This is a genomic window from Chryseobacterium taeanense (genome assembly GCF_900099685.1).
Lineage (GTDB): Bacteria > Bacteroidota > Bacteroidia > Flavobacteriales > Weeksellaceae > Chryseobacterium > Chryseobacterium taeanense.
This window is the reverse complement of record NZ_FNDW01000001.1, coordinates 314735-341175: the sequence shown is the minus strand read 5'-3', so window position 1 is coordinate 341175 and position 26441 is coordinate 314735. Positions and strand designations below refer to the sequence as shown.

The 26441-nt window shown below is 34.5% G+C and carries 25 protein-coding genes; 2 read left to right on the top strand and 23 right to left on the bottom strand.

The window, feature by feature from the left end; translation table 11 throughout:
* Positions 1-9: 9 nt before the first annotated feature.
* Complete coding sequence (locus BLR30_RS01550) at positions 10-333, top strand: cupin domain-containing protein (RefSeq protein WP_089853682.1); 324 nt, start codon at positions 10-12, stop codon at positions 331-333.
* Positions 334-574: 241 nt separating this feature from the next.
* On the top strand, positions 575-1690 hold the full coding sequence (locus BLR30_RS01545; RefSeq protein ID WP_089853679.1) for a pectate lyase family protein: 1116 nt from the start codon (positions 575-577) through the stop codon (positions 1688-1690).
* A 73-nt stretch (positions 1691-1763) separates the two neighbouring features.
* Here BLR30_RS01545 and pelA read toward each other — a convergent pair whose 3' ends face one another.
* From pelA to BLR30_RS01430, 23 genes are all read right to left on the bottom strand, one after another.
* A complete protein-coding gene (gene pelA / locus BLR30_RS01540; RefSeq protein ID WP_089853676.1) occupies positions 1764-2786 on the bottom strand; it encodes a pectate lyase in 1023 nt (340 codons plus the stop codon).
* A gap of 425 nt (positions 2787-3211) precedes the next feature.
* Positions 3212-6193, bottom strand: a complete 2982-nt coding sequence (locus BLR30_RS01535; RefSeq protein WP_089853672.1) for a VIT domain-containing protein — start codon at positions 6191-6193, stop codon at positions 3212-3214.
* A 126-nt stretch (positions 6194-6319) separates the two neighbouring features.
* Positions 6320-7267: an SH3 domain-containing protein gene (locus BLR30_RS01530; RefSeq protein ID WP_175443575.1), complete on the bottom strand. Its 948-nt coding sequence runs from the start codon at positions 7265-7267 to the stop codon at positions 6320-6322.
* Positions 7268-7350: 83 nt separating this feature from the next.
* Positions 7351-9552: a L,D-transpeptidase family protein gene (locus BLR30_RS01525; protein ID WP_089853665.1), complete on the bottom strand. Its 2202-nt coding sequence runs from the start codon at positions 9550-9552 to the stop codon at positions 7351-7353.
* Between the two features lie 16 nt (positions 9553-9568).
* Positions 9569-10153 carry a DUF4280 domain-containing protein gene (locus BLR30_RS01520; protein ID WP_228400678.1) on the bottom strand — a complete coding sequence of 195 codons (585 nt, stop codon included), beginning with the start codon at positions 10151-10153 and terminating at the stop codon, positions 9569-9571.
* 16 nt (positions 10154-10169) lie between these two features.
* Positions 10170-10361, bottom strand: coding sequence for a LysM peptidoglycan-binding domain-containing protein (locus BLR30_RS01515; RefSeq protein WP_089853662.1), 192 nt, complete (start codon positions 10359-10361; stop codon positions 10170-10172).
* A 51-nt stretch (positions 10362-10412) separates the two neighbouring features.
* Positions 10413-11444, bottom strand: a complete 1032-nt coding sequence (locus BLR30_RS01510) for a hypothetical protein (protein WP_089853659.1) — start codon at positions 11442-11444, stop codon at positions 10413-10415.
* A 51-nt stretch (positions 11445-11495) separates the two neighbouring features.
* Complete coding sequence (gene tssD, locus BLR30_RS01505; protein WP_089853656.1) at positions 11496-11885, bottom strand: type VI secretion system tube protein TssD; 390 nt, start codon at positions 11883-11885, stop codon at positions 11496-11498.
* A gap of 20 nt (positions 11886-11905) precedes the next feature.
* On the bottom strand, positions 11906-12292 hold the full coding sequence (gene tssD / locus BLR30_RS01500) for a type VI secretion system tube protein TssD (protein WP_089853654.1): 387 nt from the start codon (positions 12290-12292) through the stop codon (positions 11906-11908).
* A 233-nt stretch (positions 12293-12525) separates the two neighbouring features.
* Positions 12526-12912: a type VI secretion system tube protein TssD gene (gene tssD, locus BLR30_RS01495; RefSeq protein WP_089853651.1), complete on the bottom strand. Its 387-nt coding sequence runs from the start codon at positions 12910-12912 to the stop codon at positions 12526-12528.
* Positions 12913-13416: 504 nt separating this feature from the next.
* On the bottom strand, positions 13417-14790 hold the full coding sequence (locus BLR30_RS01490) for a DUF5458 family protein (protein WP_089853648.1): 1374 nt from the start codon (positions 14788-14790) through the stop codon (positions 13417-13419).
* 18 nt (positions 14791-14808) lie between these two features.
* Entirely contained in the window at positions 14809-15258 is a 450-nt protein-coding gene (locus tag BLR30_RS01485; protein ID WP_175443574.1) for a hypothetical protein, read from the bottom strand.
* Between the two features lie 168 nt (positions 15259-15426).
* Positions 15427-17256 (bottom strand): type VI secretion system baseplate subunit TssF, encoded by a 1830-nt coding sequence (locus BLR30_RS01480; protein ID WP_089853643.1) that lies wholly within the window; start codon positions 17254-17256, stop codon positions 15427-15429.
* Positions 17257-17267: 11 nt separating this feature from the next.
* Positions 17268-18437, bottom strand: a complete 1170-nt coding sequence (locus BLR30_RS01475; RefSeq protein WP_139164567.1) for a hypothetical protein — start codon at positions 18435-18437, stop codon at positions 17268-17270.
* A 100-nt stretch (positions 18438-18537) separates the two neighbouring features.
* Positions 18538-18966, bottom strand: a complete 429-nt coding sequence (locus BLR30_RS01470; RefSeq protein ID WP_089853638.1) for a GPW/gp25 family protein — start codon at positions 18964-18966, stop codon at positions 18538-18540.
* Between the two features lie 29 nt (positions 18967-18995).
* Positions 18996-19694, bottom strand: coding sequence for a hypothetical protein (locus tag BLR30_RS01465; protein WP_228400677.1), 699 nt, complete (start codon positions 19692-19694; stop codon positions 18996-18998).
* 64 nt (positions 19695-19758) lie between these two features.
* A complete protein-coding gene (locus tag BLR30_RS01460) occupies positions 19759-20325 on the bottom strand; it encodes a hypothetical protein (protein WP_089853636.1) in 567 nt (188 codons plus the stop codon).
* A gap of 37 nt (positions 20326-20362) precedes the next feature.
* A complete protein-coding gene (tssO, locus tag BLR30_RS01455) occupies positions 20363-20875 on the bottom strand; it encodes a type VI secretion system TssO (RefSeq protein WP_089853632.1) in 513 nt (170 codons plus the stop codon).
* An 85-nt stretch (positions 20876-20960) separates the two neighbouring features.
* On the bottom strand, positions 20961-22118 hold the full coding sequence (tssK, locus tag BLR30_RS01450; RefSeq protein WP_089853630.1) for a type VI secretion system baseplate subunit TssK: 1158 nt from the start codon (positions 22116-22118) through the stop codon (positions 20961-20963).
* Between the two features lie 16 nt (positions 22119-22134).
* Positions 22135-23100: a TssN family type VI secretion system protein gene (locus BLR30_RS01445; RefSeq protein ID WP_089853627.1), complete on the bottom strand. Its 966-nt coding sequence runs from the start codon at positions 23098-23100 to the stop codon at positions 22135-22137.
* Positions 23097-24035, bottom strand: a complete 939-nt coding sequence (locus BLR30_RS01440) for a type VI secretion system baseplate subunit TssG (RefSeq protein ID WP_089853624.1) — start codon at positions 24033-24035, stop codon at positions 23097-23099. Before BLR30_RS01440 ends, BLR30_RS01445 begins: the two co-directional genes overlap by 4 nt.
* The gene (locus tag BLR30_RS01435; protein ID WP_089853621.1) at positions 24032-24679 is read right to left on the bottom strand and encodes an NlpC/P60 family protein; all 648 of its coding nucleotides are present in this window, start codon (positions 24677-24679) and stop codon (positions 24032-24034) included. The genes BLR30_RS01440 and BLR30_RS01435 overlap by 4 nt, the downstream gene beginning before the upstream one ends.
* 383 nt (positions 24680-25062) lie before the next feature.
* Positions 25063-26127: a PKD domain-containing protein gene (locus BLR30_RS01430; protein ID WP_089853618.1), complete on the bottom strand. Its 1065-nt coding sequence runs from the start codon at positions 26125-26127 to the stop codon at positions 25063-25065.
* Positions 26128-26441 lie beyond the last annotated feature (314 nt).

Here is a 26441-nt window from a genome sequence, read left to right as displayed (position 1 = left end):
AATTTAAAAATGAATTTCAAAAAAGAACCTTTCTTCGACAGAAATTCCGAATGGGAAGATTTGGGCAATGGTGTATCCAGACAGTTTGTTGGGTATAATTCACAAATAATGATGGTGATTGTCGGTTTTGAAAAAGATGCAATAGGGGCATTACATCAGCATTTTCATTCGCAAATAACATACGTGGCTTCAGGGAAATTTGAGGTTACCGTAGATGGTGAAACAAGAATATTAAGTAAAGGGGACGGATTTTTTGCCCAACCCAATATATTTCATGGAGTAAAATGCCTGGAAGCCGGACAGCTTGTAGATGCATTCGCGCCATTCAGGTAAGATTTCCTTGCGACACAACACACAGACAACTCATAATTAACAACTTACCGATAGTAGTAAGTTGTAATGAAGCGTTTAAAAACATTCTTATTTTATTATTCATGATTACATAAAATGTAACCGATTGAACAAAATAAATAAATAACATTATAATTATATAAATATTAATAGTTTAAAATATAAAACAAATTAATATTAAAATAATAATTTTGAAATCAAATCAAAAATAAATAATATTACTATGAAAACAACAACAAAAGCCGCTATTCTCACAGTAGTTTTAAGTTCGGTTCTTGCGTTAACCGGATGTGGACAGGAAGACATTAAATCGGAAGTGGCAGAAAATCCAAATGCTCTTACCCTTAAAAACGAAATGGTTGCCAATGCCGTCGTTCCTTTAGTAAGCTGCGTGGCACCCGGCTGGGCATCACAAAACGGAGGAACCACAGGCGGAGGAACTGCTGCAGAAACAACGGTATCAAACTACGCACAGCTGAAATCGGCCATTGAAAACGCATCTGTAAAAGTTATTAAAGTAACCGGAACGATAACCATTACCACAAGATTATCATTTCAGGATCAGAGCGGAAAAACAATTTACGGAGCCAGTGGTGCTAAGCTTGTTTCAACAAATCAGACAAAAGACGGCTCGGGAATCATCAACATTAAAAGGTGTAATAATATCATCATCAGAAACCTGATTTTTGAAGGCCCTGGAGCTTACGACACCGATGGATGGGACAATGCAATACTGGATGACTGTCGAAATGTATGGATCGACCACTGCGAATTCCGTGATGGAGTTGACGGAAATTTTGATATCAAAAATAAGTCGGATTATGTTACCGTTTCGTACACCAAGTTTCATTATCTGAAAGCACCTAAACCAGGAGGATCAGGAGGAACCGATGACCACCGATACTCAAATCTTATAGGATCAAGCGACGGCGCAACCGCAGATACCGGAAAATTAAACGTAACTTTCGTAAGATGCTGGTGGGCACCGGGATGCAAAGAACGTATGCCAAGAGTAAGATACGGGAAAGTACATATTCTTAACAGCTATTTCAACAGTTCTGTAAGTAATAAATGTGTTGCAGCAGGAGTAAAGGCAAATATTCTTGTGGAAAGAAATGTTTTTGAAAATGTAAAAGAACCAATCAACCTGATGAGCGGATATACTGCCGTAACACAAACCGGAAACAGTTTTGTAAATGTAACCGGTAATACTTCAGGAAGCGGAAGTGCATTTTCTCCGCCTTATTCTATCAACAAACTTAATGCTTCTGCGGTAAAAGCTGATGTAACTGCAAAAGCAGGCGCTACATTAAGTGGAAACATCTGCGATTCTTTTTAGGAATTTAAATACTAGTAGGATAAAAACTGCGGGCTGAGAAAATTCTCAGCCCGCAGTTTTTATATCTGAAAGGCTATTCAGAAAGTTGATTTTTATAAAGCCATTTCGGATATTCTTTATCAAGCAGTTTCTTGGCAAAATCGCCAAACCAGCTGTAGCCATTTCTCCTTTCTTCGGAAACTTCATTGTAATTGTATTTTACACTTCCGTCACGATCGCCGAATAAAGGCCTGTTGTCATGAATATCATAAAATCTAGCCCATATTACGGAGCTTTTATCTTCTGCCAGTACTCTCACTGTTTTCCCGTTTTGCTTTGCTACATCATAACTATATCCTTCAATATCATTATCTCTGAACCATTTAACGGCTGATTTTACTGATTTTTCAATTTCAGGAGTTACAGGCTGCGTCATGAGAAAACGAACGATTCCCACCGATTCTGCGGTAGCAAGAGAAATGGGCTCAAAAGCCCTTGCTTTATCAGGCTGCAGGGTCATTTCATCGTACTGATCTGCCCAGATTGTTGGATTTCCTTTCTGGAGAACCTGCGTTTTCAGAATGCATTCAATACCTTTTTTTACAGCATTTTTTGCTTTTTCCTTTATTTTTTCATCCACAGCATTAAATTCATTTTTTCCTTCTGCAACATTATACAGAATGTTTAATGCATTAATCATTGCGTTATCATTATAGGTAATCTGCTTTCTGTAAAGGCTTTTATTGGGATAATACTGAGGAAAACCACCATTTTCATACTGCATGGTAAGAAGATAACGGATTCCTCTTTCTGCAGCTTTCAGATAGTCTGCATTTTTGGTCTCGGAATAAGCTTTTATTAAAGCACTGATTTCCCTTGAAGTCGCATTATTATCAATGGTAGCATGATCGTCACCTGTCGATTTTATTTTTCTTAAAAGGTTTTTATCAACCGGCAAACTGTAATTAACCACCGATTTATCTTCCAGTTGTTTTCCCCATCCACCAATAGGAAGTTGATAGAGAAGTATTTTTTCAGCAAGGGTATCTTTTTTCACCTGAGCGGAAAGATTTACCACAAACAACCCTAAAGCGAATGTACAGATATTCAGTTTCATTTTTTTTAATTTTATTTAACCTTAATAATTAAAGGGCTTTTCCCAACCTTCTATGATGTTAACCTATTCGATTTACCAGCGTGTAGTTTGCTTGAATTGCTTGTGCAAATTAGTATTATTAAAACAAATGCAACCGATTGCACAATTTAAGCCTGAAAAAGAATTTTTCACCATAACCTTAAATATATCAGTTAAGTTAGTCTTCAAAAGTAATAAAAATAAAACAATTTTTATAATACTTTAAAAGATTACAAACTTAATACTATTTTAATTTCAAAATAAAAATGCCTGCATTGCTGCAGACACTTCAAACTCAAACTTCTTCACTACACATCAATCATTTATATTAACATTTCACACCTCTATTTTATTGTCTTTATCATAAAAAATTTACTAATGCTTTTCATATTTTAAACATTGTTGCTTTAAAATTCAAACTCACCGATAAGAACACCTTCTCCTTTCCGGCTATTCTCTTTTTGGTTTTGAAATACCACAATCTTTCTTTCCTGCTTACCTGTCGCATAATTGATATAAACCTCTGCCATAATAGCTGTAGGACCTGCAACTCCCACCTGTCGTTCTCCGAAGAAATTGGTCTCTATTTTATATTTTCCTTTCATTGCTTTTTTCAGTAAAAACTGCTCCGGGCCGAAACCTCCTGTAAAATCATCACTCATTCTTCCTCCAATTTCAGTTTCTTTATTCGAATAATAGCAACGTTCATTATCAGGGTCTGTTACCCAGAGATCGATATCCGTATCATCTTTGTTCCAGTTGATGACAACCCTGATATTCACCGGGAGATCTGCCACGATTTTAGGATTGATTGTTTTAAGATCTAAATGCGTCCCATGGTTTGCAATAAGTTCATTGATTTCCATAATGATAATTTCTTCAATTCCGTTATCTCTTTCTGCGAGTTCTTTTGTATAAGACTGCGTGAGAACTTTATACAGATTATCAAGAGCCGGCTGGTATTGTGCATTGTCTTCAAAAGCCAACGCAACATCTCTGTAACTCTGAGGATCAAAAGGCCGCCATTCCAGTACTTTTTGAGCGACAAAAAGCTCTTTGTCATATGCACCGGTCTGTTTTAATTTATAGGCCAGTAATTTATACAGTTCCTCATTTTCAAACTCAAGGTCAGCAATGGAACTTAGCACTTTCAATGCAGATTTTCTGTCATTCATTTTAAATAAAATCCCTGAAACATCAAAATAGTACTGAGGAAGATTTTCGTATTTTTCACGATGCTGAAGATAAACTTTATAGATGCTTTCAAGATCATTCACAGCGCTGAAAAATTTCATATATTCAGCTTTAGATTCTACTTCAATGGTTTTTATTTTACCGGAATTGATTTGCGAAGAACTGTTTGCATATTCATTTCTATATCCTATCTGAAGACCTGAAGCTCTTCCCTGAAGTACTTTATTGGATGCAATAGATGGCATTCCCCTAATATTCAGTTGCTGCCGTTCTCTTCTCTGCTCGGAAACCGCTGATGCAGTAGTATGATGTTGAGTCTCTCTTATCCCTGCGGCCCCGGTTACGACCACTTCTTCAAGGTCGTTTACGCTTGTTGAATCACTTCTTTCACGAGTGAGTTTGGGTTCAGGATAACGCTTTGGCTTTGGTATATATTCTTTATTCCACCATGTTTTTAAATTTTCAGTCATCCATTCAGCTTTACTCATCAAATCCTTCAACCTTGCATCTTTGGCAATTCTGTTGTTTTTAACAATCGCATCAAACTGTGTTTTGAGTTCCAATGGCGGCGTGATGTCATAGCGCACATAATCCTCTACATTTTCAAGAACCATTAAACTCATATTACTGCTTACCAGACCAAACTGTTTGCATAGATTTTTGATTTCATCTTTATTTTGTTTTGAAAAAATTTCCAGTTCATTAAGTTTTTTCTGAGCCCAGAAAGTTGAAATTCCCCAGTATTTTACTGTCTGATTCTTAGTGTTCAGGTTAATGATTCTGGTTTCTGTAACTTCGTCTCCATATCCAAATTTCAACTTAACAGATGTCTGATTTCCCTTTACAATTCCCGTAAGCAAAAAATCCTGCGAAATAGTCTCCGGTAATGATGGATAAACTTCAGAAACCGATGGGTCACTTTCAATTCCTAAGAATTTTAATGGCTGAAATAATAATTTTCTGACTTCTTTTTTCGGATCATTTTCATTCAGATTCAAAAACTCGCCATGGGTTTTATTGCTGATGTACTTTAACTGCTCGAAATTCGTATGAGGCGAAGATGAAATGGTATAAACCGGCCTGATCCAGTTCAGTTTCAACTCTCCGAAAGAAGAAAACCCATCAGTAAAGAATAAAACTTCATCTTCTTTAAGCGATTTTAATTGGCCAAAATCCGTTCCTCCGTCGTAGGTAATGTAGGACAAAAAGAATTTCAGACTGCTCCAGTTTCCTGCATTTATTTTAAATGTTCTTCCTTCTTCAAAAGTATTGTTAATAAAGTACGTTTTCACGGTGACATCTTTATTTGTCTTAAAATACTCTTCAAGTAATAAAAATTCTTTGGTGTGATCACGTTTCTTTCCGCTTAAAGAATTATCCCAAACGATGGCTATTTTATTGGGAAGCTCTTTAACCCGCTCGTTTGAAGCAATATTTATATTAGCAAGAAAATAAGAAGAATCATCGGAAGCCTCACTCATCAGGACGCTCTGACTCGTTTCATGTTGAGGAAAGTTAATCTTTAAATTATTTCCGGGTTTATATTTTGTTTTATGAATTTCAGCGGTCCAAATGTTTCCGTTTTTCACAAAATCGAATTCGCCATCAGGTCTTTCCAGCAGTTGTGGAGCTTCGGAATTACTGTAAACACTTGTCAGAACACTGAAATCAGGAATTTCTGAGGGATAATCCAGCGGCAAAAAATACTGATAAGAGTTCCCAGATTTTTTTAATTCATAATGATAAGTAATCTGTAATGTTCTTTCTCCACCGTTCGGAGCAATAGGATAGACAGTGGTACGGAAATTATTTCCTTCCGTTTTCTCCAATACTCCAGGATCAATATTTCTTTTTCTGATAGTTTCATACACTTCTCTGGCTTTTTCTTTTTCTACCGGAACGGCATTTCTCAGTTTACCATTGATATCCAATGCATAACCGCTGGCATTTGTTCCCTCCGGAAGTGGAAAAGTTACACGGCCTTCTCTCAGTCGTCCGGAGTTGTTCTTTAAAACCATGGTAATCACGTTGGTCGAAATTCTACCCACAATTTTTGTTTCGATATGCAATTTCTGAAGAATTACCTGATCGTTTTTCTTATATCCACCCTTTCCATCGGGAATTTCGATCGTCGGAACCTGAGCGAGGCAGAGAATCTGGAAAAACAGGAGGAATTGTATACATGCCCTTTTCATAGAATTTTGTTTTATAGCTGTTCTATTGGTATAGATGTATAAAAACGGGAAAAGGTTGGAAGGGTGAAAGTGTATAGATATTTATTTTTATAATGTTTTAATTTTGATAAGCTTATATTGTTCTTCTTACTTAGATTTTATTCGACTTTTATGAACATACCCCCTATTTCCTTCTTTGGTTTTTACCAGAAACCAGTCGCCGGAATTATCAAGCACTTCAATAATGCTCGCGGATTTTATTTTTTGTAAAATTTCAGAAGATGTGTTTTTTTCTTTTCGGAGGTTTGTAAAACCGTCTGGATCCTGGATGAAGTAAACTGGAGAAGATTTACCTTGAATAACATATTTATTTAGAGTAGGAAGAATTATTAATCTATAATAATTGGCTTCACTAACGTCGCATTTTTTCATTAAATCTTCACCAAATAATTCAATAATATTCGTGAAATCAATTGTCTTGCTTTTCCAATTAGTATATAGTGAAGGGGAAAAAAAAGCTTCAACTTTAGGCATTCTTTTTAAGGTTTTAATAAGATTTTTATCTGTGAAGTCTTTTTCAATTATTGGATTTAATAATAACATCTTTTTGTCTATTGTAATCTCTGCTAAATTATCTTTAAAAAAAAATTCATTTACCGTAAAATCATTAAGTACAGCCAAAACATAATTATTAATCTCTTTATCATTATATTTTGTGCCTTGTTGAATAAAAAAATAAGGATCATCAAGAAATAATTCAGTTACACTATCTCCTAATAATTCTATTCCTTCAGATGAAATCTCATTATATTTAGAACTTTCTGATAAAATAAAAAAAGAATTTGAATCTTTAAGTTGTTGAATCCTAATGAGTAAAAGTTTACAAAAAAGAGTAGCTTTAAAGTCATTATCATCTGTTCTATTTTTTAGGTAATTAAAAAATTTGTATCTGTATTCTTTATCTAATAATTTTTCAATCTGAATATTTTCTATATATATACCCTCAAACTTATATTTCTTAAGTTCTATTTCTTCTTTAGGAAAAATAGAGTTATTTAAATCTAAATTTCCTACTAATTCTATATCTGTTTTCATATATTTTAATGATTGCCTTTTTTCTTGACAACGACATAAGACAGTAAACATCAGGAAAAAAAATAATTTATTTTTCATAATATTTATTTAATTATTTTTAGTTTACCGGGTCTAATTTCAGGATTAGATTTATGGTAGTCCCTCCACCATTCATAAAATCTCTTTGCATCCGCATCCCATATTCTTATACAACCATGTGTTCTCAAAAGAACAGGATTTGGTCTTGGCTGAAATTTCTTCGTTTCCTGCCTACCTCCATGTATTCTTATTAAGGAACGCCCACTTTTGGCCGCTTCATCATCGTGTCCTAAGATTGGTTCAAAAGACAACCTTGGATTTGGCCCGTAAGAAGTACGCTTGTCTCCTGATAAAGAACCCATAATAAAGGGTGAGGCTGATATTTTATATGTGCCAAAAGGAGCGTCAGAATCTTTAATCATTCTGTCTTCTCCTGCTATTCCTTCAAGCAAACAGTCAGAAATTGTAAAAACTATTTTCCCATTATGGTCATAAACTTCTATTTTACCTCTTCTACAATTATTTCTAATTGGAGTCATTTCGATGTGGGTACACATTTTTCCAGTATAATGTTCTGTAATTATTACATTCCATGTATCTTTTTCTGTTGATGGGAGTGTATCTTGCTTTGATTCTTTTTGACATTCAAATACTTTCGCTTTATGATTTTTTCCATCTTCATAAAATTTTGAAATACTTTTTTCTATTTCCCATATATATGTTTTTCCTTCACCTTCATATTTTTTTTCTCCGTTTTCATACCATACCTTCTTTTCATCATGAAGTTCTTTAAATACTTGATATTTTCCGTCACTTCTCTTGATTTTAATTTTTTTATGTAACTCTCCCTCAAAGAAAAAAGCAGGATTCTGCCTGTAACCATAATGTCTTGATTTGCTTAAATCTGTAAGAATTCCCTTCTTAGAATATTCAAGAGGATATTTGTTGTCAAAAACTGTATAATTAGGCTGATTACCTTTACCAACATCAATAGGCATTAATATAGACAAATAAAAATCAGTAAGTGTATTGATCTTATCTTTTTTCTTTTGTAGATATTTTTCAACGTAATGCAATTGCTGAATATCTGTCATTTTTAATAAAGCACTTATTGTTGTTCCTACAGATTCCGCAGCCAAATCTCCAAATTGAATGAGTCCCACATAACTAGTTCCAGCTCCTGCAGTTGGAGAAAATGTTCTTCCAGTTTCTAGTGCCATGCCCGCCATTAACAAATTTGGATCTTTACCCAGTGTATTAGCAATCTCCACTACTTTTTTCCTAAATTCACAGCTAACTTTCTGCCCCCAGATTAAATCATAACTTTGGCAAATACAAATATTATTTTTTTTGGAAGTTTCTTGTCCCTTCACCACCACAACACTTCTCCCCTCGGGTTTTCTCACCGTAGGTGTTTTATCTTTAGTAATCGTTCCCTTGCTTTCCTGCCAATCCCATAAATCTGTCAATTGATCGGTAACAGCATCTAAAATTCCCCTTTCTTCTTTTCTGGATTTTGGTTTCTGTTCGGCCGGTGAACCTTTTGCTTTAGGCGTTACAGGAGGTTCGTATGGTTTGGGTTTATAATATTGTGCATAAGGATTATCGATTTCTACATTTTCTGTCGCGTGCTTTTTACTTTTGTAATATTCTACTGTTACATAGAATTCCAGCTGTTTCGAATCTACTTCGCCCTGCATGGCTTTTTTCGTGAGAGCTTTTGTGAGCATAAATTCTGCAACAGCAATTCCATTTTTATTTACTTTGGCTTTTTGTGAGTCTATTGCTTTGTTGCTTTTATGATGCCCTGATCCTATAGCATCATCCTCCCATAGTGTGAATACCAATTCTTTATTAAACATATTGCAGCAATACGCTCTGGCTCTCAGCTTTTCCATAAAGCTAAACATGCTGCCTCTGGTATCATCCACATAAAATAATCCTACTTTATTTATTTGAGGAATTTTGCTGGGCTTTGGAGTAATAATTATTCCTCCCCCTTCCGGCCGATGAAGATAGCCTTCCAGGCGATAAGTATTTCCCAAAGAGGCCTCTCCAAAAGTAAAACTACTGTCTCCCTTTTTCTTAATATTTGTGGTGCTAAACTTTCCGTTACTCCTTTTTCTGAACAATTCCCATGTAACATTTCCAGGATCACGTTCTTCTTTTGGGGTATCAGGATACCAACCAACAATATGATAGGTCTGTTTTTCTCCCACAATAGGAGAAATATTTCCAGAGATCATCGAAACTCCTTTTTTACTCATCACAAAATAATTTCAATTACCATGCTTCTCCACTATGTTCATTCATTTCTTCCTGGAATTTTTCAAAATTCACGATTGGACTGTACACTCGCTGCTCCCGGACATCTGATTCTTTTACCTGACTTTTACCTGCTTCACTTTGCTGACCATGTTTAAAAACTGTAATCTTTCCGCCAGTAGAGCACATGAGTTCCGAAATTTCCGTAACACAGCTTTTACCCATTACTTTTACTTTTTCGTATGTTTTAGTCCATTTTCCTAAAGGGGCGTATGTACAGGGAAGATAACCGCCGGCAGACGGCTTCAGTTTGCACTGTCCAAAAGGTTGTGCCTGAGGATCCAATTGAGTATTATCTTCAGTTACGGCAAGATAATCTGGGTTTCCATCATTATCATTCCAGTAATGTTTTTGATGAGAGGTAACTTTAAATTTTGGAAATTTAAAACCTTGATTACATTGGCACATTCCTTTTTGTATAACGAAGTACTTTCCGTCATGTTCACTGGAATTACTTTCGCTTTTCTCTTCTTCCTGTCTCTTTTTTGATGGCTCTTCCTGTTTTTCTTCAAAACTTTTTCCGGTTTCATTATATTCATTCACAGGTTCGTTTATTTTATCATTTTTTTCTTAGATATTCGGATTCTTCGGGGATCAGAATTTCTTTTCCCGGAACAAGTTCATATCCTAATAAATCATCCAGCGGACAGTGCATATTATGATAAGAACGGAGCAACTGACCATTTTTTACTCCGAATTTCTCAGCAATAGAATCTAGAGAATCTCCTTTCTGTACAGTATATTTTTTCATCCAATGTCCATTATATTTTTCGGAAAAATCTGATTTGATTAAAAAATATTTTTATTTTGCAGTAATCAGAATACTATGTTTTTGATATAAATTTTCCTTATCTAAAAGGATAATGCCAGCCTCAACTTTTGTTAATTGTTTACTTTCTTTATGAAATGTATATTTTAATTCTATTTCACCATTTGCTTGTTCCCTTGGAAACTCATCAATTTTTACTCCCTTCAGCAATTCCTGTAGACTGCAATCTTCTATGATTTTACCTTTTATAATAATTTCTATATAATTTAAATTTTCAAAATTGTATTCTGTATGAAAATGGCATTTCACAGGAAATGAATCCGGGACGATATAGTAATAATCTTTCCAATCTTTCTTGCTTTGAAACCAGTTCATTTCAGGGAAAAGAGCCTGATAGAGTAATGAAGATGAGAATTGCTCAAGCAAATCATTCTCGCTTTTAAGATTCTCATAAAATGCATTTAAATAATCATCGGAAACTTCACCAATGAAAAAATCATTCAGAGCAGAACGTCTGTTTTCAAATCTTTTAACAATTACCTTATGATCGTAAAAACCCGTTATTTTTCCCTGCGCCGGAATCCGGAAAGCAATCGGAGAAATATTTTTCATACACGAAAGAGAAAGCTGGCTTATTTTATCATCAGGCGACTGTTCATTCTTTTTGAAGTCACTAGCTTCAACTTCCGCAATAAAACCTTTATTAAAATCTTCTCGAAGCCTGACAAAAACAGAGTATGTTATCTTTACATTTTCTTCTTCTGGCTGCTCAAAACTTTCTGAAACCTCATATTTTGTGGCATAAAAATCTTTCGTCAGATAAAAAGGAAGAAAAATTTGACAGATCTCTTTCTGCTTTTGTGATTTTTTATATTCAACAATTTTGTCCGATGAAGGGAGCATTATTTCATGAATTCCGTTGAGATCATGTCCAATAAGATTTTTTAAATTGCAATAGGTATTGTGATAACGTTTTAGTATTTCTGCGGGAATTCCCAATTTCTCCGCAACCGATTGTAATGTATCACCTTTTTCGACGTGATATATTGAAATCCCGATATCCATTTTAATTTATTTTCAGTTCAAAAATTCGTGTCAGTCGATCTTGATTTAAGATTATTCTCTCCACATTTTTTCGTGAACAGCACCATTGACATCAAATTTTCTGGCAACCAGATGCATTTCTATCTGAAGGGGTTCTTCATTGTCCGAATTGAATTGCTCTGTAAATTCGACACAATAGGCTTTTTCAAAAACAAGTTCCTGCAATTTGCTCATAGCATCTCTTCGGTAGAAAATTATTTTACCGTTTTTTACCTGGTTATGATCTAGCATCCAGCTTAATAATTCAGGGTTTCCGGTACTTTCGATGCGGATCATTATTTTCCCGCCTTTAGGCATTCCCTTTGGCTTCCCCGTCCCGTCAACCGGCTGTGTAAAATTGTATTTACACTCCAGAATATTATAGGTATTACCGTCTAATTCTAATTTTGATAAAAACGACATATTTTTTTATTTCTCACGAATTATACCCATTCATTTTCGTAAGCACCATTTCCCATTTCTATCTTTCTGGCAGAAATTGTAAAACATTCTGTGAGTGGATTTTCTCCTACAGAATCAAATTTCTCCTTATGTTTTACCAAATAAGCTTCTGTGAATTTCAATTCTTTCAAAGTTGCTTCACTGTCCCTTTTAAAGAAAACGACTTTTCCGTCTTTTCTTTCGAATGAATTGGTCATCCATTCAAAAAGATCAGTAGATCCCGTTCCTTCTACGGTGACATCAATTTTACCTCCTCTTGTAATAGTGGAAGGTCTTCCCGTGGAATCCGTTTCCTGAAATAGTCCATAATTGACGTTCAATACGTTATACTTTTTTCCAGCTACTTCCAATACTGCTTTAAATGACATAATGTTATTTTTTTAATTAGTTGACTGTTGATTAAATTTTAGGTATTGCTGATTTATCTTACCTACAGGACGTAGCAAGCCAATGCGATACATTAATTACAAGTAAGTATTTAATAAAAAATCAGAATTTCCCTTATTGTAATATCTTTCGATGAAGATCAAGGAAATGTAGAATCTTGTATTTGTGTTTTTTTAAATAAAAAAATAAGAAGACCTAAAAAAATTCTCTTAAGCTATACCCATTCATTTATATGTTTGGCATTACCCAGTTCGATTTCTTTTGCAGAAAGAACAAAAGATTCCGTAAGCGGATTTTCTCCCGATGCATCAAAATTCTCGACGTACTTTACAATATAAGCTTCTTTGAACTTAAGCTCTTTCAACGTAGCATCACTATCCCTCTTGATAAATCTGATACTCCCGTCCTTTCTCTCAAATGAATTGGTCATCCATTCAAAAAGATCTGTAGCACCTGTTCCTTCTACGGTTAAATGAATTTTGCCACCACGGGCTACGGAAGACGGCCTTCCTGTTTTGTCGGTTTCCTGAAGCATACCGAACTCTACGGATAATACATTACGCTTTGTGCCTGCGTATTCTAAAACGGTCTTGAATGACATAATAAAATATTTAGATTTTAAACTTCAATACTACCAAATATGGAATATATTCTCTGTGTAATTTTTTTTCATCATTTGTATTTTTTATAAAAGCCAACTATGGAAATATATTCATTTGATGTTTTGCACGATTTAAGCATTTCACAATAAATCATATTCAAATGTAAAATTAATTTTGTAATTAAAAACATTTTTCTCAATAAAATTTAATTTTATTTATTATGTTAAATATTAAAAACACTATTTTACTTAAAAATAAACAAATAATTTAATATTAAAATAAAAATTTATCATTTAAAAATTTTAATTCATATTAGATTATTATTGTAATACACATAAAATAATTCTTGTTATATCATATTTATTAAGTCTGAATTTTATATAAAAAACACAAGAACAAAAAATGTTCTTGTGCCAAACACAAATGAAAATATCTCAGGAGTACAGCATCAATCCTTCCGCATCATCTCCTGAATCCTACACATAAAAATTCAATTATATGACTTATTTTTGTTCATATTCCGTATCCCATTCGTTACCATCATCACCCTTATGCCCATCCATTTTGATAAGGAAATTCTTTGCCGGGAAATAAGGTTTCATATGAATATCCAGATGGATTCTGTCTTTTTGTAATGGATCCTGCTCAAATTTTCTGATTTCAAAATTTTCGATTAGTTTGCCAGGCCCTGTAATTGCATCCAGAAAGCGGACGATTTGATTCATTATTTCTTTTCGTGTAACAGCGGTGAAGTTTTCAAACGCTCTCCTGTTAAGGAAATCCATCAACACTTTGGTGACATAATCAAACACCCTTACTACAGAGTATGTCTGAAGCCCCAGATTATCTCCGTTGAAAAGTGTTTTTCCTGAGAATGCCATCACTTTTCCATATTCATTAACCATAGGAATCAGTCCTAAATTTTCCAGATTGGCAATTTCGCTCTTCTTTAAATCGAATTTCACACCATCAACCTCATTGATTCCTCCGAATTTCTTTCCTGCTGTTACCTGAGACATCAGTGTTTTGTAAACCTTTCCTGCTAATGCTCCGGATGGTGGAATAAAAAGATCGTCCAATTCATCTATTTCTTCATATCTTCCTCTTCCTACCAGCCAGTTGCAGGTCATTAAAACATTAGACTTGTAGATTTCTCCACCCGTAAGATATGCCTGATCGAACATTTCCATTACGTCATCCGGTTCATCCAGATGTTCAAAATCGGTAATAAGCATTACTTTATTATGGTGAGCAATCTTAGCCCATTTTTCTATTACTGTATTTGACCCCAGATATCCCGGAATAACCAATAATCCGTAGTTGTTTTTAAGGTCGAGACGGTCATAATTATCAGCAAGCTCTGCATGGATGGTATCAATAAAACGGGTATTATCAAGATCTTTCAGTTGTTCTAAAGCAGCATTGACAACTGTAATATTCTTCACCTTATCAGATTCAGTATTTTTATAAAACAAAGCTATGGCTCTGTAGTTAGCTTCCAATTCTCTGGTGGCATCTACTGCTTTGGAAAGGTTTTTGGAAAGCAATTCTTCCGCAGATTTTCTCTGATCTTCGCAATGGGTAACCATATCGAGAAGCGAATTGTTTTTATGGATAACATCTGCCCAAAGTTCAAGCGTTTTCTTCAAGGTTTCTCTTTCCTTTTCTTTCCCCTTTTCAGTCAGGAAAATTTTTCTTCTTGCTTTACGATCGGGATTGATGTTCTGAACATTTTCTATTGAAGTTTCCAGTAAGTCAAAACCTCCATATCTGGCAAGCCTTTCTAATAAACTATCTGCAGATAGTTGTGTAACTTTTTTCTGTTCAAGCACAGGCGTTTCTGCTGCCTGCTGCGCTTCCTGTTGTTTCTGTGACATAATTTGTGTTTTTAAGGGTTATTTATTTTCTTCCAATTCTTTGATGAGTACATTTATGATATCATACAGTGTTTTTCTGGCATCTGGATCCGCGAGTGCAGCCTTTAGGATTTTATTTGTCCTGAGTTGCTTCACTATTTTCTGATATTGATCTTTTTCGGTTTCCAGCCCGCTGAGAAAGCTGCTCTGCCCTGTAATTCCTTTAGTTCCGAAATCTCCAAGGTTTTTAAATTTCAGGGTTTCCATCTTTACAGTTCCGTTAGCATCTTCAAAATCGGCTTTTACCTCCGGTTTGTAGTGTTCAAAAACTTTCTCTACGGTATTCAGTCCTTCAACAAGCTCGGGCTTTACAGGATCATCCGCCGTAAGTTTTTGGGCAAAAAGGGTTCTGTTTTGTGGGATTTCCACAATAGCTTCGTTTGCATCCAATGGTACTTCATTACCACCAATTCCTTTGTTTGATAACATAATAATATGGGTTTAAAATTGTTGTTCTTTGTATAATCCAAAGATGAGATCATTAATTCTCCAAAGGTTTTCAGAATTTGGGAAAGATTCCGGCTGCAAGAGGAATATGAGATTTCATCATTGTGTTTTGCACTTTAATATATTTCTTGTATAATCAATTTTCAGTAATTATTTTTCAAATAAACGGTACGGATAAACATTCGCCGATGCCGTTTGCAGCTTTAATAAAAAACTATCACACAAATAGTTCCATTCCGGATCCTGAATTTCTTCTGCTGTTTTTTCATTTCGAATCAGGAAGACATCAATAGTCCTGCTAAAGCCTCCTTTCAATGATACTTCTTTTTTGGTTCCTTTCTGTACTTTAACATCTGTGATGAGGTTTTTAAAATGATTCATTGCAAATGCCCTGATGTCTGCTGCCGTGACGATCCTGCCGCGAGTCAGAAGTGAATTTCTATATTCAAGGATTTTATCGTTGGGTGAAAGTTTTTTCCGCCCTCCTACTGACGCACGGATCATCGTAGCAGATTCTTTCAATATACTTTTTCCACTGTTTTCTGCGATCAGCACAGAACCAGGTTTCAGATTATTGCCCTCTTCAGCGGCCGTAGACCAATAGGAAATCACGCATCTCATATCGGCTTCTGTATTTCCAGAGGATATAACCAAATAAGGATTGTTGGTTTGTACAAAATTTCTTTCCCTGGCGATCTGGTGCAGTGATGCAACATTCTGATTAATCTGCCTGAGAATTTCAATGGCGGTATTGGTACCCATTCCTGCAAAGGCAGCGGTTTCATCTTTTATCAGTTCTAAAAGATACTGAAGCAGTTCGGAAGCATTCCTTCTGTCAAAACGAGATACGCCTCCGTTTCGCAAAAGTGCGGTCATTCCTTCGTTACGATCGTCATAATCTTTAAGATCAAGCCTTCTGCCGCTTTCTTCCGTCACGCAATCAAGATCTAAAAAGTAATCTTCCTCATTTTCATTTATCGGAATTATATTCAGTTTCCCTGTTATTTTACGTCCCATGACGGTATTCCTGATATTGAGTACAGGAATGCAGTTGAGTGCAAAACGAACATTTTGTAATATATCAGGAACTACCGCTTCGGAAAAACAAAACTTCAGCCAGATAACGTTCTCTTCTTCAGCTACTCTGTGGTTGGGGTAATAATTTTCGAATAATTCGCTTCTATGTTTATTTTCAAAATCTATTTTTCCTTTCAGTGTAAAGAAATGAGATCTGAAGTACTGATTGGCTTCATTACGGATATAATCCAGATCAGAATAGTTTTTGGTAATGATATTATCAATATTCAATTCTCCGTTTTCTTCGTTATAGCCTGGTTTCAGTTTAAATTCCTTTTGTCCGCAGTACACTTTTACCTGATTAAGATAATAGAAAAAAACCTCTTTCTGATAAGTATTGTTGATATCAACAAAAAACATAAGATCTTCAAGATTTTCCTTTTGAGGAGATTGTATTCCCAGCCAAAAATCACCCGACGGAAGAGGTTTATCTGCCTTTCCAACGATATCATCAAAGAAAAAATTTTCAATACGGTGCAAAGTTTCATTGTATGCAAAATATTTCAGTATTGCTGTTGTAAGCCTTACTTCAACAGACGGACTGAAATATAAATCTTTAACCGTATTTTCGGAAGGATTATACATATTCTGTTTTCTTACCGACACCTTAAAGCTTTGATAATTTGATATTTTTACATTATTTTCCAAAGGATTAACCTGGATAAGTGTTCTTGCCGGAGCAACTCCCGAAACTTCTTCAGGGAACATTACCTCCAACACTCTTTCAATAATTCTGGCTCGAGAGTTCTCCAGTTCAAAACCCAGTTTTTCGAGTTCTGCCGCACAGGCTGACAGCAGCAAACCTACAACCGGATCAAATGAAGTTTCTGCTTCAATTTCATTGTATCCCCACATTCGGGCGGCTCTCCTTAAAATTCTGTCTTTTATTCTTTCCTGATTCATTACGCGTAATATTATCTAAACAGATTTCTCCAAAAACCTTTCTTTTTAGGTTGTGAGTCTTTATCCGACGAAGCGTTTTGTTTATTTTCGTGCAGCTCCACAGAGTACCTTTCGTGAGATTTATTTTGTAAAAAAGCATCTTCATTTTCTGTTTTAGCTTCTTTCCATAATTCTTTAAAATCCGGTAGATTATAATAATTGCTTTTTCTAAATTCTTCTTCATATTTCTCTCTTTCTTCGTCCCATATTAAAATTCTAAAGCACAGAGAAGATTTATGTATTTTTTTGCCTGTTTTTTCTCCGTAATAAGCAATTTTGCCCAGAATTTCTGCTTTTTTAGAAAAGTCATCATTTAAAACGGATGCAGTGTTGCTGCTTTCAAATATCAGATAATCTGTAATTTCATCGACATATTGTTCTTGCTTTTCTGTGGAAGATTCCTGGATTAATTTTATAACTTCCTTATTGAAAACCACCCTGCCATAACATTTTTCATTCCATAGTATTTTACCTAATCCTTCAATACTTTTATTATTTTCAAAAACAAATTTTAGCAATTGCTGATCTTTCACATATCCAAAATTCTTAACCAGACTTTCCAGAAAGAACTTATCGTTAAACTTTAACCATGCAAAATCGGCTCTGCTTTCGTTAAAAAGATATTTATTCCGGGAAATTAAAGCTTCCACATTTTTTTGTCTTTCTTCTGCCAGATTTGGGATATCTTTCCATTGATTTATTTTAATATGTCCTTCATTCTTATTTATAGTGATCGGTTCACTTTCATATGTTGCCAAATCGGGAAACAACCTCAAATAATCAACAATATTGGGCAGAGGTAAAAAGAAAGTGATAAAATTATTTTCTTTTGTCACATACAGATATTTTTTCTGAGCAGTTAAGGGCTCAAAAACCAGCTCATCTTCACATTTTCCAGAAATATCCATGATTATAAATTTAGCATCAGAAGAATTATCAAGCTGCCTTCCGAATATTTCATAGATCTTTAGCTTAAAATCTTTGTCTTTAGGCTTTTTATATCCATTATTAGTCAAGATTTGCTCTTCAAAATTTACAAGAGCCTGAAGATCTTTTTCTGAATAATCATCAAAACTTCCATATTCTGAAGCTGCTCCTGAAATAATCTGTTTTTTCAGTATTTGTATTAATTCATAATTCATTTTAGCATCATTTAAATTTATACTTCTTCTCATTTTCGTTATATACATTATAAGAAGAAAAGACAATCGTGTTTTTACATCTGTTTTATATTTTTATTTTTTAATACGAAAGTGGACCTACAAAAAATGAGTGACTAAAGAAAAAAGGACGGTTGGTTTCGTATATGAGACCTTTGATGCTGATCTCTACCCTTTTCTTCATTCTCCTTTTGCCTAATGTACCGACATTGTAATCTCTCACAAAAACTTCCACATCCTCCAGAAGAAGCCTTTTTTCGTGTATCGTTATCGCTTTTTTTAAGGTTGCAGTAATGATTTCTTTCAGGTTGTTGTCTGTTTTTAACAAATCAAAATCCATTTCCCAGATCTCAGAACCATAGGTTTCATCAAATTTGCATTCTCCAAAAGAAGTAGTCGCCAGCATAAGGATATGTTGATGTAGTGATACATCCAATGGTATCTTGTCTGTGTCTTTTTTGGCCATCATGCTTTCAAAGTCGAGCGGTATTTTGTAATAAATTCCTTTCATTTGCTAAGACTGTTTATAATGAATGTGCTTCACAGGTATATCAGCTTTTTGAGGCTGCCTGTATCATCGTATTCAAAATTCTTTGGAACCTTCTTTCTTTTAATGATGGTAAGCTCCACGACAGGAGTAAGCTTCAAAAATTTTTCACGGTAAAGAATATCTGCTATAAAACTTTTGCCATTATCTTTATCCACTACCATAAAATATTTATCGATATACTCTGGTTTTGCAAAGCCGTTGATATCTCCCGCAAACAGAAGTAATTTTTCGTCATTGCTTTCAAATTCATAGATCAGCATATCCTGTGATAATTTTCGGTGTCTGGAAATATCAAATTTCTGCATATCCTCAAGCATAGGCTCAAAAGCAATTGTATCATATAGATAGGAAGTCCTGTCAAAACGCCTGAACCCGAAAAACGATAAAAAACTTTTCCTTGTTTTAGTTCTCGCAAAACTCAGCGTGTCGCGGATCACCTGATAAGCTTTAGTCTCTTTGGTTTTATTATCGGTTATCGTAAGTTTATAAGTCGGAACCGTAATTTCTTTTTCTCCTATTTTCATTATAATTTCGCCCGCTTCCTTATCCGATATCATAAGGCTGACCGTATGTTTCCGAAGTCCCGAATCAGCATGTATCATGACACCCGCTTCTCCGCCATCGTAAAATGGGAAATCCTGGTTATTGCTTATTCCTAAATTCAGATTTAATTCCGGTAGTGGACTCATAGTTTAATAATGATTGATTGATACTTATACTTATTGCAACGATTTAAATTCTTATGCCTTACTATCACTTTCTGTCTTTTTTCTTCAATCTGACCTCATCCGATTTTTTGATCTTATATGCTGAAAGACAATCGATATAGAGATGAATATCCTGATTCTGAACTTCACTGATATCCATCTCATAATTTTTTTTGTAAGTATAAATTTTAATGAGGCGGATATCATTTCCTTTTATTTTTTGAAGCTCTTTCCTGCTCAGTTGTCTGGCAAAAAACGCATTACAATTGAGAGGATATTCATTTTCCAGAGTGATGATTTCACCATTCTTAAAAAACACATCTACATTTTTTTCTTTTTTAAGACAGATATCATCAGCTAATATCCTGATATATAGATATATCTTATTTTTCCTTTTCCCAAACTGAAAGATCGTGTATGTATGTTTTTCATTACTCACCCGAAGCTCTACAGGTGGTGTACTTGCAAAAAACTTTTTATCAAGCTTCTGTTTCGTTTGAGTAATTCCACAGTCGAAATGAGCAAATCCTGAAGAATCCGTTGTTTTTTGCTGAGCTCTCAGGAAAAGCGCAAAAACTAATAACAGAGCCAATAAAAGTTGCCGATATTTCATACTATAATTTTTGTCTGATGCTAATTTAACATTCTGCTTACTGTGCCTGATAGAGCTGCCTGCAGACATCCAGATCGGTTTTCATTTTATCATATTCCTCTTTAAGGGTTTTGTTGATTGTACTTAAGCTATCCATCAGCACATGATTTCCGGATAGCTGAATAACCTGCTTTTTTGCATCAATAAGATCTTTGAATGTCATGATCGTATTGTTGTACATATTTTTATTTTTCAGTGTATCCTTCGGCAGCTGTTTGTACATATCGGCCAGAATAGATAATGCCAGCTTTTCATTGAAAAAGTCGTTTTGCCCTTTCACCCCGATAGAATCGACTGCCGCTTTTACTTTTTCCAGCTGAAAGGAAAATTTATCCTGTGTTTCCATTTCTTTTTTCATCTTCATATTTTCGGCTTTCAGGAGGCTGTTTTCCTTAAAAGGAAAATATGCATTGAAAAAAACTGCAGTCACCAATACTGAAACTGTAAGCAAGAAAAAGAGTACGAAAAACCAATAGGCACTTCTGCGTTGTTTTTTGTTCAGAACTTCCATAAAGTTGAGTTATTATAAGTATTTCCCATTAACAATAATCTTAAATTCATCATTTCTTTTATTATTTTTAAATATCATTAAATGGCTAATCTGCCAGAAAAGTCCTGCTCCTTTTCGCATGAATTACAACATCCTGATTATTGGTATTTTCTGATATGAAAATGCTTCCATCACGTTTTTTACCGATATAATCTAATCTGCTAAGAATAGCATAAAGATCTTCCAGCGTCTTCATAAATCTTTTTATTTTAACAATTACCTCATTCATGCGGTTGTGGTCATAATCTGAATTGATCGGATCAGAAAATATGGTTTCAAAATCTCCCTGGTTTACATTGCACCATTCAGCAAAGTAGTTCAGAAGTTCTTCTTTGCCTGCTCCGGAACGGGCATCAACAAAATTTTTCAGCACTCTTGCTAAACCGACTACCGAAACCAGCATTTTAGCAGGCGACACATGAGGTGACAACCAGCGAAATCTGTTGATTTCCATACCGAGATAATTCAGAGTTTTGTCAGACATCAGCTCCATCATCACAGCAAGCTCATTGGTCTGGCGTTTCGCGTATATTTTCTGCGCAATTTGCATGGCGGACAATTCAATTTGTCCGTAGAAACGATCGATTTCGGTGTACAGATCCAAAAGTTTCGGATGACTGGAAACACTTACGCAAGGCGGAATATAATCTTCATCAATTCTTGATTCTCCGGAACTGATGAGTATCTTGCCTATGATAAGATAATGGGTTCCGAAACCAACTGTATTTTTCAATTCATTTTCAGGAATCAAATTAAGGGTATATTCCGGCAGTGTATAGGGATATCTGGGAGGATTTTCTTCGGGATCAGGTTCTCCGTAAGGAATTCTTTTGAAAGGATTTACTGAAATACATACCAGAAGAGCGGCATTTTCGTTTTCTTTCAGTTCGTGAATCGCTTCAGGATAAGGAATAGAAATACTTAGATTTTCCGTTAATCTACCAATCCCTACTCGTGATCCATTAGGTGTAATGGCATGACATTCTTCTACTCTTATTCTTAAAAGTTTATGGCTGTCGATAATAAGGCTTATCTTAATAGAATCCTTCGTTGGCAATAATCCATAGCTAATCCTTGAAGTGTGAATACCCACGGAATCCCGAAAAGAGTCACTTATAAAGTTCTGCACATCGGTAAAATGAGTTTTGTTAATCTTCATTCCGTCTATCCAGTTGACCGAAAAATGAGTGAGCTTTTCTATCATTAGTTTTAATATTTTATTAGTTTGACATCAACTGTTCGTTTTCTTTTTGTCGATTATATTCAAAATCGGTTTTATTATTTTGCTCTTTTTGACTCAATACCTGATTGGCTCTCATACAGAATACTACGCTATTTTCTTCGATACCATTCATATAAAGAGTGAGATTAGGATCAATGTATTTGGTAGCTTCATACCATTTAGGCTGAAGAAAAAACACCCAGTCGAACAATCCGTTTTCATCTTCCACCTGAATCTGATCTGCCGGATGTCTCTGATTATAATCTACCACAAAGTTGTAAAACAGTCTGCCAAAATCTATCCTTGTCGGTCCTTTTGCACGGTATATATTATATTTCACTGACTCTTTATCCTTGTCCATGACATAGGAAAAAACAACCATGTCTCGCCACTCGTCATCGGTAAGTCCTACCGTTTCTTTATAATTTTCCGGAAATCGCCATGTAATATAGATTTTCGGAGGAATTCCCATCGCACGATTGAAGGTATCATTCAGGAAAGTTGGAATATAGAATACAATAAAGTGTCCCATCATAAGATATGTAAGATCTACTCCATTCAAAAATGTGTAAATCAGCATAAAAGGGACGGAAGAAAAGCATATGGCGATAAAAACAAAAAGATATTCGACAACCTGCTTTTTTGAACCAAATTTATCAAAATAAGCCCTGTATACATAGCAATGAACAATTCCTATCACCAGGGAACACCACTGATAAAAGACAAATTCGTATAAATTATTTCCCTGAAAAAGTTTGTTGTAGCCAAGTAATGCAATAATAGCATATACAAAAGCCAGTGAAAAGAGATACATATAAAACTTTGACCCGTATTTTTGCTTAAATTCCGAAGTTTTCTGTGAAAAGACCATCGTCAAAATAATACATAATGCAATTACGATCAGGATAATAACCAGCAATTGCGGGTCGAATAAGTTGATGAAATATTTTTTAACCTTAGTCATATTGTCGTATTATACCCTAAAACAGAAACTGCTTTATTATTAAACTCAAATTTTTGCTGATCTTCGGGAAGCAGAATGATAGTATTGATATCTATTTCTATAGGAAAGAAATATTCATAAAACATATCTGTAAAATGCTTCTTTTTACCTTCATGGATAAAATCTGTAAAAGAGGATTTGTGGAGAGGACCTATCATGATATCCAAATGTCTGGAATAGTCGTCATATTCTGTACCGGTAATTGAATCCAGCCCTAAACGTGTTTCACCAAGACAAATACCATGGCTTTCATCGGTATATTGCTGACAATCCCTTTCATTCAGCGTTACTTTTTCTTCCAGCAGTACAGATAAAATATCACAGGCTTGTTGAATATTTCCAACTATTTTGTACGCAAATGGCAACAGCCGGATAAATCCGGAGACAAGCCGCGAAGGCAAATCTCGACTGATATTCCAAAAATCATAAAACATATCGGGAATACGGCTATCGTTTAACATAAACAAAAATTCTCTCTCAAAACGCTCTATTTTCAAACCATAATCAAACATTTCGTTTTCAAAAGGCTGAAAAAAATTTCTCGCTGCTTTCTGCTGTTTTTTCTGTTCATTGTACTCACGTATCATTATCTCAATGCCCTTATCCGGAGTATCATTTTTAGAATTATGGCTCATTGCTTCCGGCAAAGTATCATATATACTATCTCTGGAGAGATAGAATGTAAGAACCTCCAAACTGTTGTAATCGTAATCGGTTTGTTTTACATCGAGTATATCAAAACGGTAAGATCTGGAAAACTGTCCTTCCTTACGAATCATATATTGATTTTCGCTGAGAGCGCCACTTTCCAGAAGATCACTGATAATGACCTCTGCACGAATGTCGTGTTTCAGAGAAGTAACAAGACTGGCAATATGCTGCAGAGATTCTGTCATTTGCTTTTATATTTAAGCCTTCCTGCAGCGACATATCTTAGCTGGAAATATTCATCATTGAAATTATAGATATTGAGTCCTTTTGAAGTACAAGCCAAAATACGGTCATTATGCAGATAAACTCCTACATCAGAAATAGGATGAAGCTTATCATACCGGAAGAAAAGGACATCTCCTTCCTTTAAAAAGCTTCTTCCTGTAAATAGCTGAATAGATTTAGCCCTGAAAATGCCATCGGGAGTTTTCGGAAATGTTTCGCCATATACATCACTAAACAATGCCTGTACAAAATAAGACATCTCAACACCAACTTGTTTTTCCAGTATTTGTTTTCTGTAAGGCGTTCCAATCCATTCATCAAAGTAAGAATAAAGTTTATAATTGTGGATTTCTCTGGGCATTACTTCCAAAATAATTGAATATTTTTCACGGATTTTCAGGATATCATCGTTGAGTTCATTCGGGTTATCATCAACTATAGAATATTGGGAAGCTTGATTTTGTTTCTCTGCCTGAACTGATTTAAAAAAATCATCAGAAGAATAATGATAAGGAATTTCACTAATATAATTTTTACTGCCACAAGATATTACGGCCAGCAAGAAGAATTTATGATAAAGTATACAGAATCTACCTTTTTTCATCGTGTGTTTTTAAATATTATTTTTTTTAAATCTTATCAACAAAAGATCCAAATAAGCATCATTTCATTTTTAACAAATATACACACATTAGTGTAAAAAAATAAATAAATCTATAAAAATTGAAATATTTAACATTTTAAAAATACAAAAAACATGAAATAATTAAATTTAAAACAAATAATATTTAATAAAAATAACAGTTTATTAAATTAAAAATTTTAATGATAATTGAAAATAGACTAAATATTCAGCAATGATATTTATTTCTCATTAATATATTTATATGTAACGATGATATCATTTAACCACTTCTCTGAGTTAAAATTATTGCCTTAAAATCTAAAATTATGACTGAACCCTTCTTACATCTGCTGATAATACAATCAGTCTTTCATCCAAAGACCCCATTTCTTAATTTTATAATGAATATTTATATTCTGAATACAGTTTTCCTGATTTTTGTTTAATCTTAAAGCACTAATTTTAATCTTTTTGTCTGAAATTTTCTGACAGAACTCATCAAAAGGAACGAGCTTTTCATTATTTATAACCACTGGAATGCGATAATTTTCACAAACATAATCTTTGAAATCGTCTTTCGTTTTTGACTGTCCTGCCACCTGAGTGAGTAACAGCTGAAACTGTTCATTAGAAATCTCAGGAGCTTTTTTTACGGAAACTACAGAATCTTTTCCGGCTCTGATTTTAGGAGAGACAGGGATATGCTGCAGCATATCTACCAAAGGATCTTTTTGAGCATCTCCCTGAGGCAGTGAGAATGCAGAATGTGGTTTCTCAAATTCATAGGATCTGATGTCAATTTTCTGCCTTGCACGGATTGCCTTGGGTGCAATATAAATAGTTTTTACAGCAGTATGCTCTACATCACCATTCACTATCAGTGTTATTTTTTTGTCACCAACTGTTTTAAATGTATAAAGCGGGGACTTCCCTAATGCGTCAGTCGTCGCTGTTTCACCGAAACTCCATTCCCAGGATTCTCCGTTTTCTTTTTCCGCGTTGAACTGAACAGATTCTCCCACCGCAGCCACATCAGGAGCTTCAATTACCGGCATATAACCTATCTGCTGACTGATACTGGTAATCGTGATGAGTTTCTCATGGGTACAACTACCGTTTATAGTAAGTCTGACAATATATTCTCCAGGCTTTTTGTAATAATGGATCGTCCTGCTCCGTGTATCAACAGCTGTACCATCTCCAAAATCCCATTTCCAGGAGGAAGCCCCCTGTGTATTGTCATTGAACTCGACTACTTTGTTTACGAGATATTCATCGGCGTGGATATAATAATTGGCCTTTTCACAATCTACATGTCGAAAATATTGATACAATAAAAAAACAGTGCTTAATAGAAAGATAATTCCGAAAATCATATAGATTCTCGTGTCAATATTGGGTAAAAAACTGATTCTTTTTTTCTTCATTTGGTTTTTGTGTATTCACAAATATATTTACACTTTTAATTTTAAACAAATTTTTTTGAAGAAATGATTTTTTAAATTAATCCTGAAAAATAATCTAAAAGTCATACAGCTTTATTTTATCTGAAGTTGTCTGAATATATGGGGAACCTGCATTTAAAAACAGAATCAACAGCCTTGAAGTGTAAATTTATTTTTTAATATGAACAGAGGTTTTTCAATGATAATATTGCTTACAATTAAAAAAGGTGAGGAAAAACCTCACCTTAATTATATTTCAGACATTAATCTGATTGTTAAAAAATTATTTACATAAC

Bases quoted from the DNA above. Each gene is read 5' to 3' on its own strand.
- BLR30_RS01435 (WP_089853621.1), bottom strand. From the start codon at position 24,679: ATGAAAAAAGGTAGATTCTGTATACTTTATCATAAATTCTTCTTGCTG.
- tssD (WP_089853651.1), bottom strand. From the start codon at position 12,912: ATGTCATTCAAGACCGTTTTAGAATACGCAGGCACAAAGCGTAATGTA.
- BLR30_RS01525 (WP_089853665.1), bottom strand. From the start codon at position 9,552: ATGAGTAAAAAAGGAGTTTCGATGATCTCTGGAAATATTTCTCCTATT.
- BLR30_RS01430 (WP_089853618.1), bottom strand. From the start codon at position 26,127: ATGAAGAAAAAAAGAATCAGTTTTTTACCCAATATTGACACGAGAATC.
- BLR30_RS01480 (WP_089853643.1), bottom strand. From the start codon at position 17,256: ATGAATCAGGAAAGAATAAAAGACAGAATTTTAAGGAGAGCCGCCCGA.
- BLR30_RS01535 (WP_089853672.1), bottom strand. From the start codon at position 6,193: ATGAAAAGGGCATGTATACAATTCCTCCTGTTTTTCCAGATTCTCTGC.
- tssO (WP_089853632.1), bottom strand. From the start codon at position 20,875: ATGGAAGTTCTGAACAAAAAACAACGCAGAAGTGCCTATTGGTTTTTC.
- tssK (WP_089853630.1), bottom strand. From the start codon at position 22,118: ATGATAGAAAAGCTCACTCATTTTTCGGTCAACTGGATAGACGGAATG.
- BLR30_RS01545 (WP_089853679.1), top strand. From the start codon at position 575: ATGAAAACAACAACAAAAGCCGCTATTCTCACAGTAGTTTTAAGTTCG.
- tssD (WP_089853656.1), bottom strand. From the start codon at position 11,885: ATGTCGTTTTTATCAAAATTAGAATTAGACGGTAATACCTATAATATT.
- BLR30_RS01470 (WP_089853638.1), bottom strand. From the start codon at position 18,966: ATGAAAGGAATTTATTACAAAATACCGCTCGACTTTGAAAGCATGATG.
- BLR30_RS01465 (WP_228400677.1), bottom strand. From the start codon at position 19,694: ATGAGTCCACTACCGGAATTAAATCTGAATTTAGGAATAAGCAATAAC.
- tssD (WP_089853654.1), bottom strand. From the start codon at position 12,292: ATGTCATTTAAAGCAGTATTGGAAGTAGCTGGAAAAAAGTATAACGTA.
- BLR30_RS01515 (WP_089853662.1), bottom strand. From the start codon at position 10,361: ATGAAAAAATATACTGTACAGAAAGGAGATTCTCTAGATTCTATTGCT.
- BLR30_RS01485 (WP_175443574.1), bottom strand. From the start codon at position 15,258: ATGTTATCAAACAAAGGAATTGGTGGTAATGAAGTACCATTGGATGCA.
- BLR30_RS01440 (WP_089853624.1), bottom strand. From the start codon at position 24,035: ATGACAGAATCTCTGCAGCATATTGCCAGTCTTGTTACTTCTCTGAAA.
- BLR30_RS01550 (WP_089853682.1), top strand. From the start codon at position 10: ATGAATTTCAAAAAAGAACCTTTCTTCGACAGAAATTCCGAATGGGAA.
- pelA (WP_089853676.1), bottom strand. From the start codon at position 2,786: ATGAAACTGAATATCTGTACATTCGCTTTAGGGTTGTTTGTGGTAAAT.
- BLR30_RS01530 (WP_175443575.1), bottom strand. From the start codon at position 7,267: ATGAAAACAGATATAGAATTAGTAGGAAATTTAGATTTAAATAACTCT.
- BLR30_RS01510 (WP_089853659.1), bottom strand. From the start codon at position 11,444: ATGGATATCGGGATTTCAATATATCACGTCGAAAAAGGTGATACATTA.
- BLR30_RS01475 (WP_139164567.1), bottom strand. From the start codon at position 18,437: ATGAATTATGAATTAATACAAATACTGAAAAAACAGATTATTTCAGGA.
- BLR30_RS01490 (WP_089853648.1), bottom strand. From the start codon at position 14,790: ATGTCACAGAAACAACAGGAAGCGCAGCAGGCAGCAGAAACGCCTGTG.
- BLR30_RS01460 (WP_089853636.1), bottom strand. From the start codon at position 20,325: ATGAAATATCGGCAACTTTTATTGGCTCTGTTATTAGTTTTTGCGCTT.
- BLR30_RS01445 (WP_089853627.1), bottom strand. From the start codon at position 23,100: ATGACTAAGGTTAAAAAATATTTCATCAACTTATTCGACCCGCAATTG.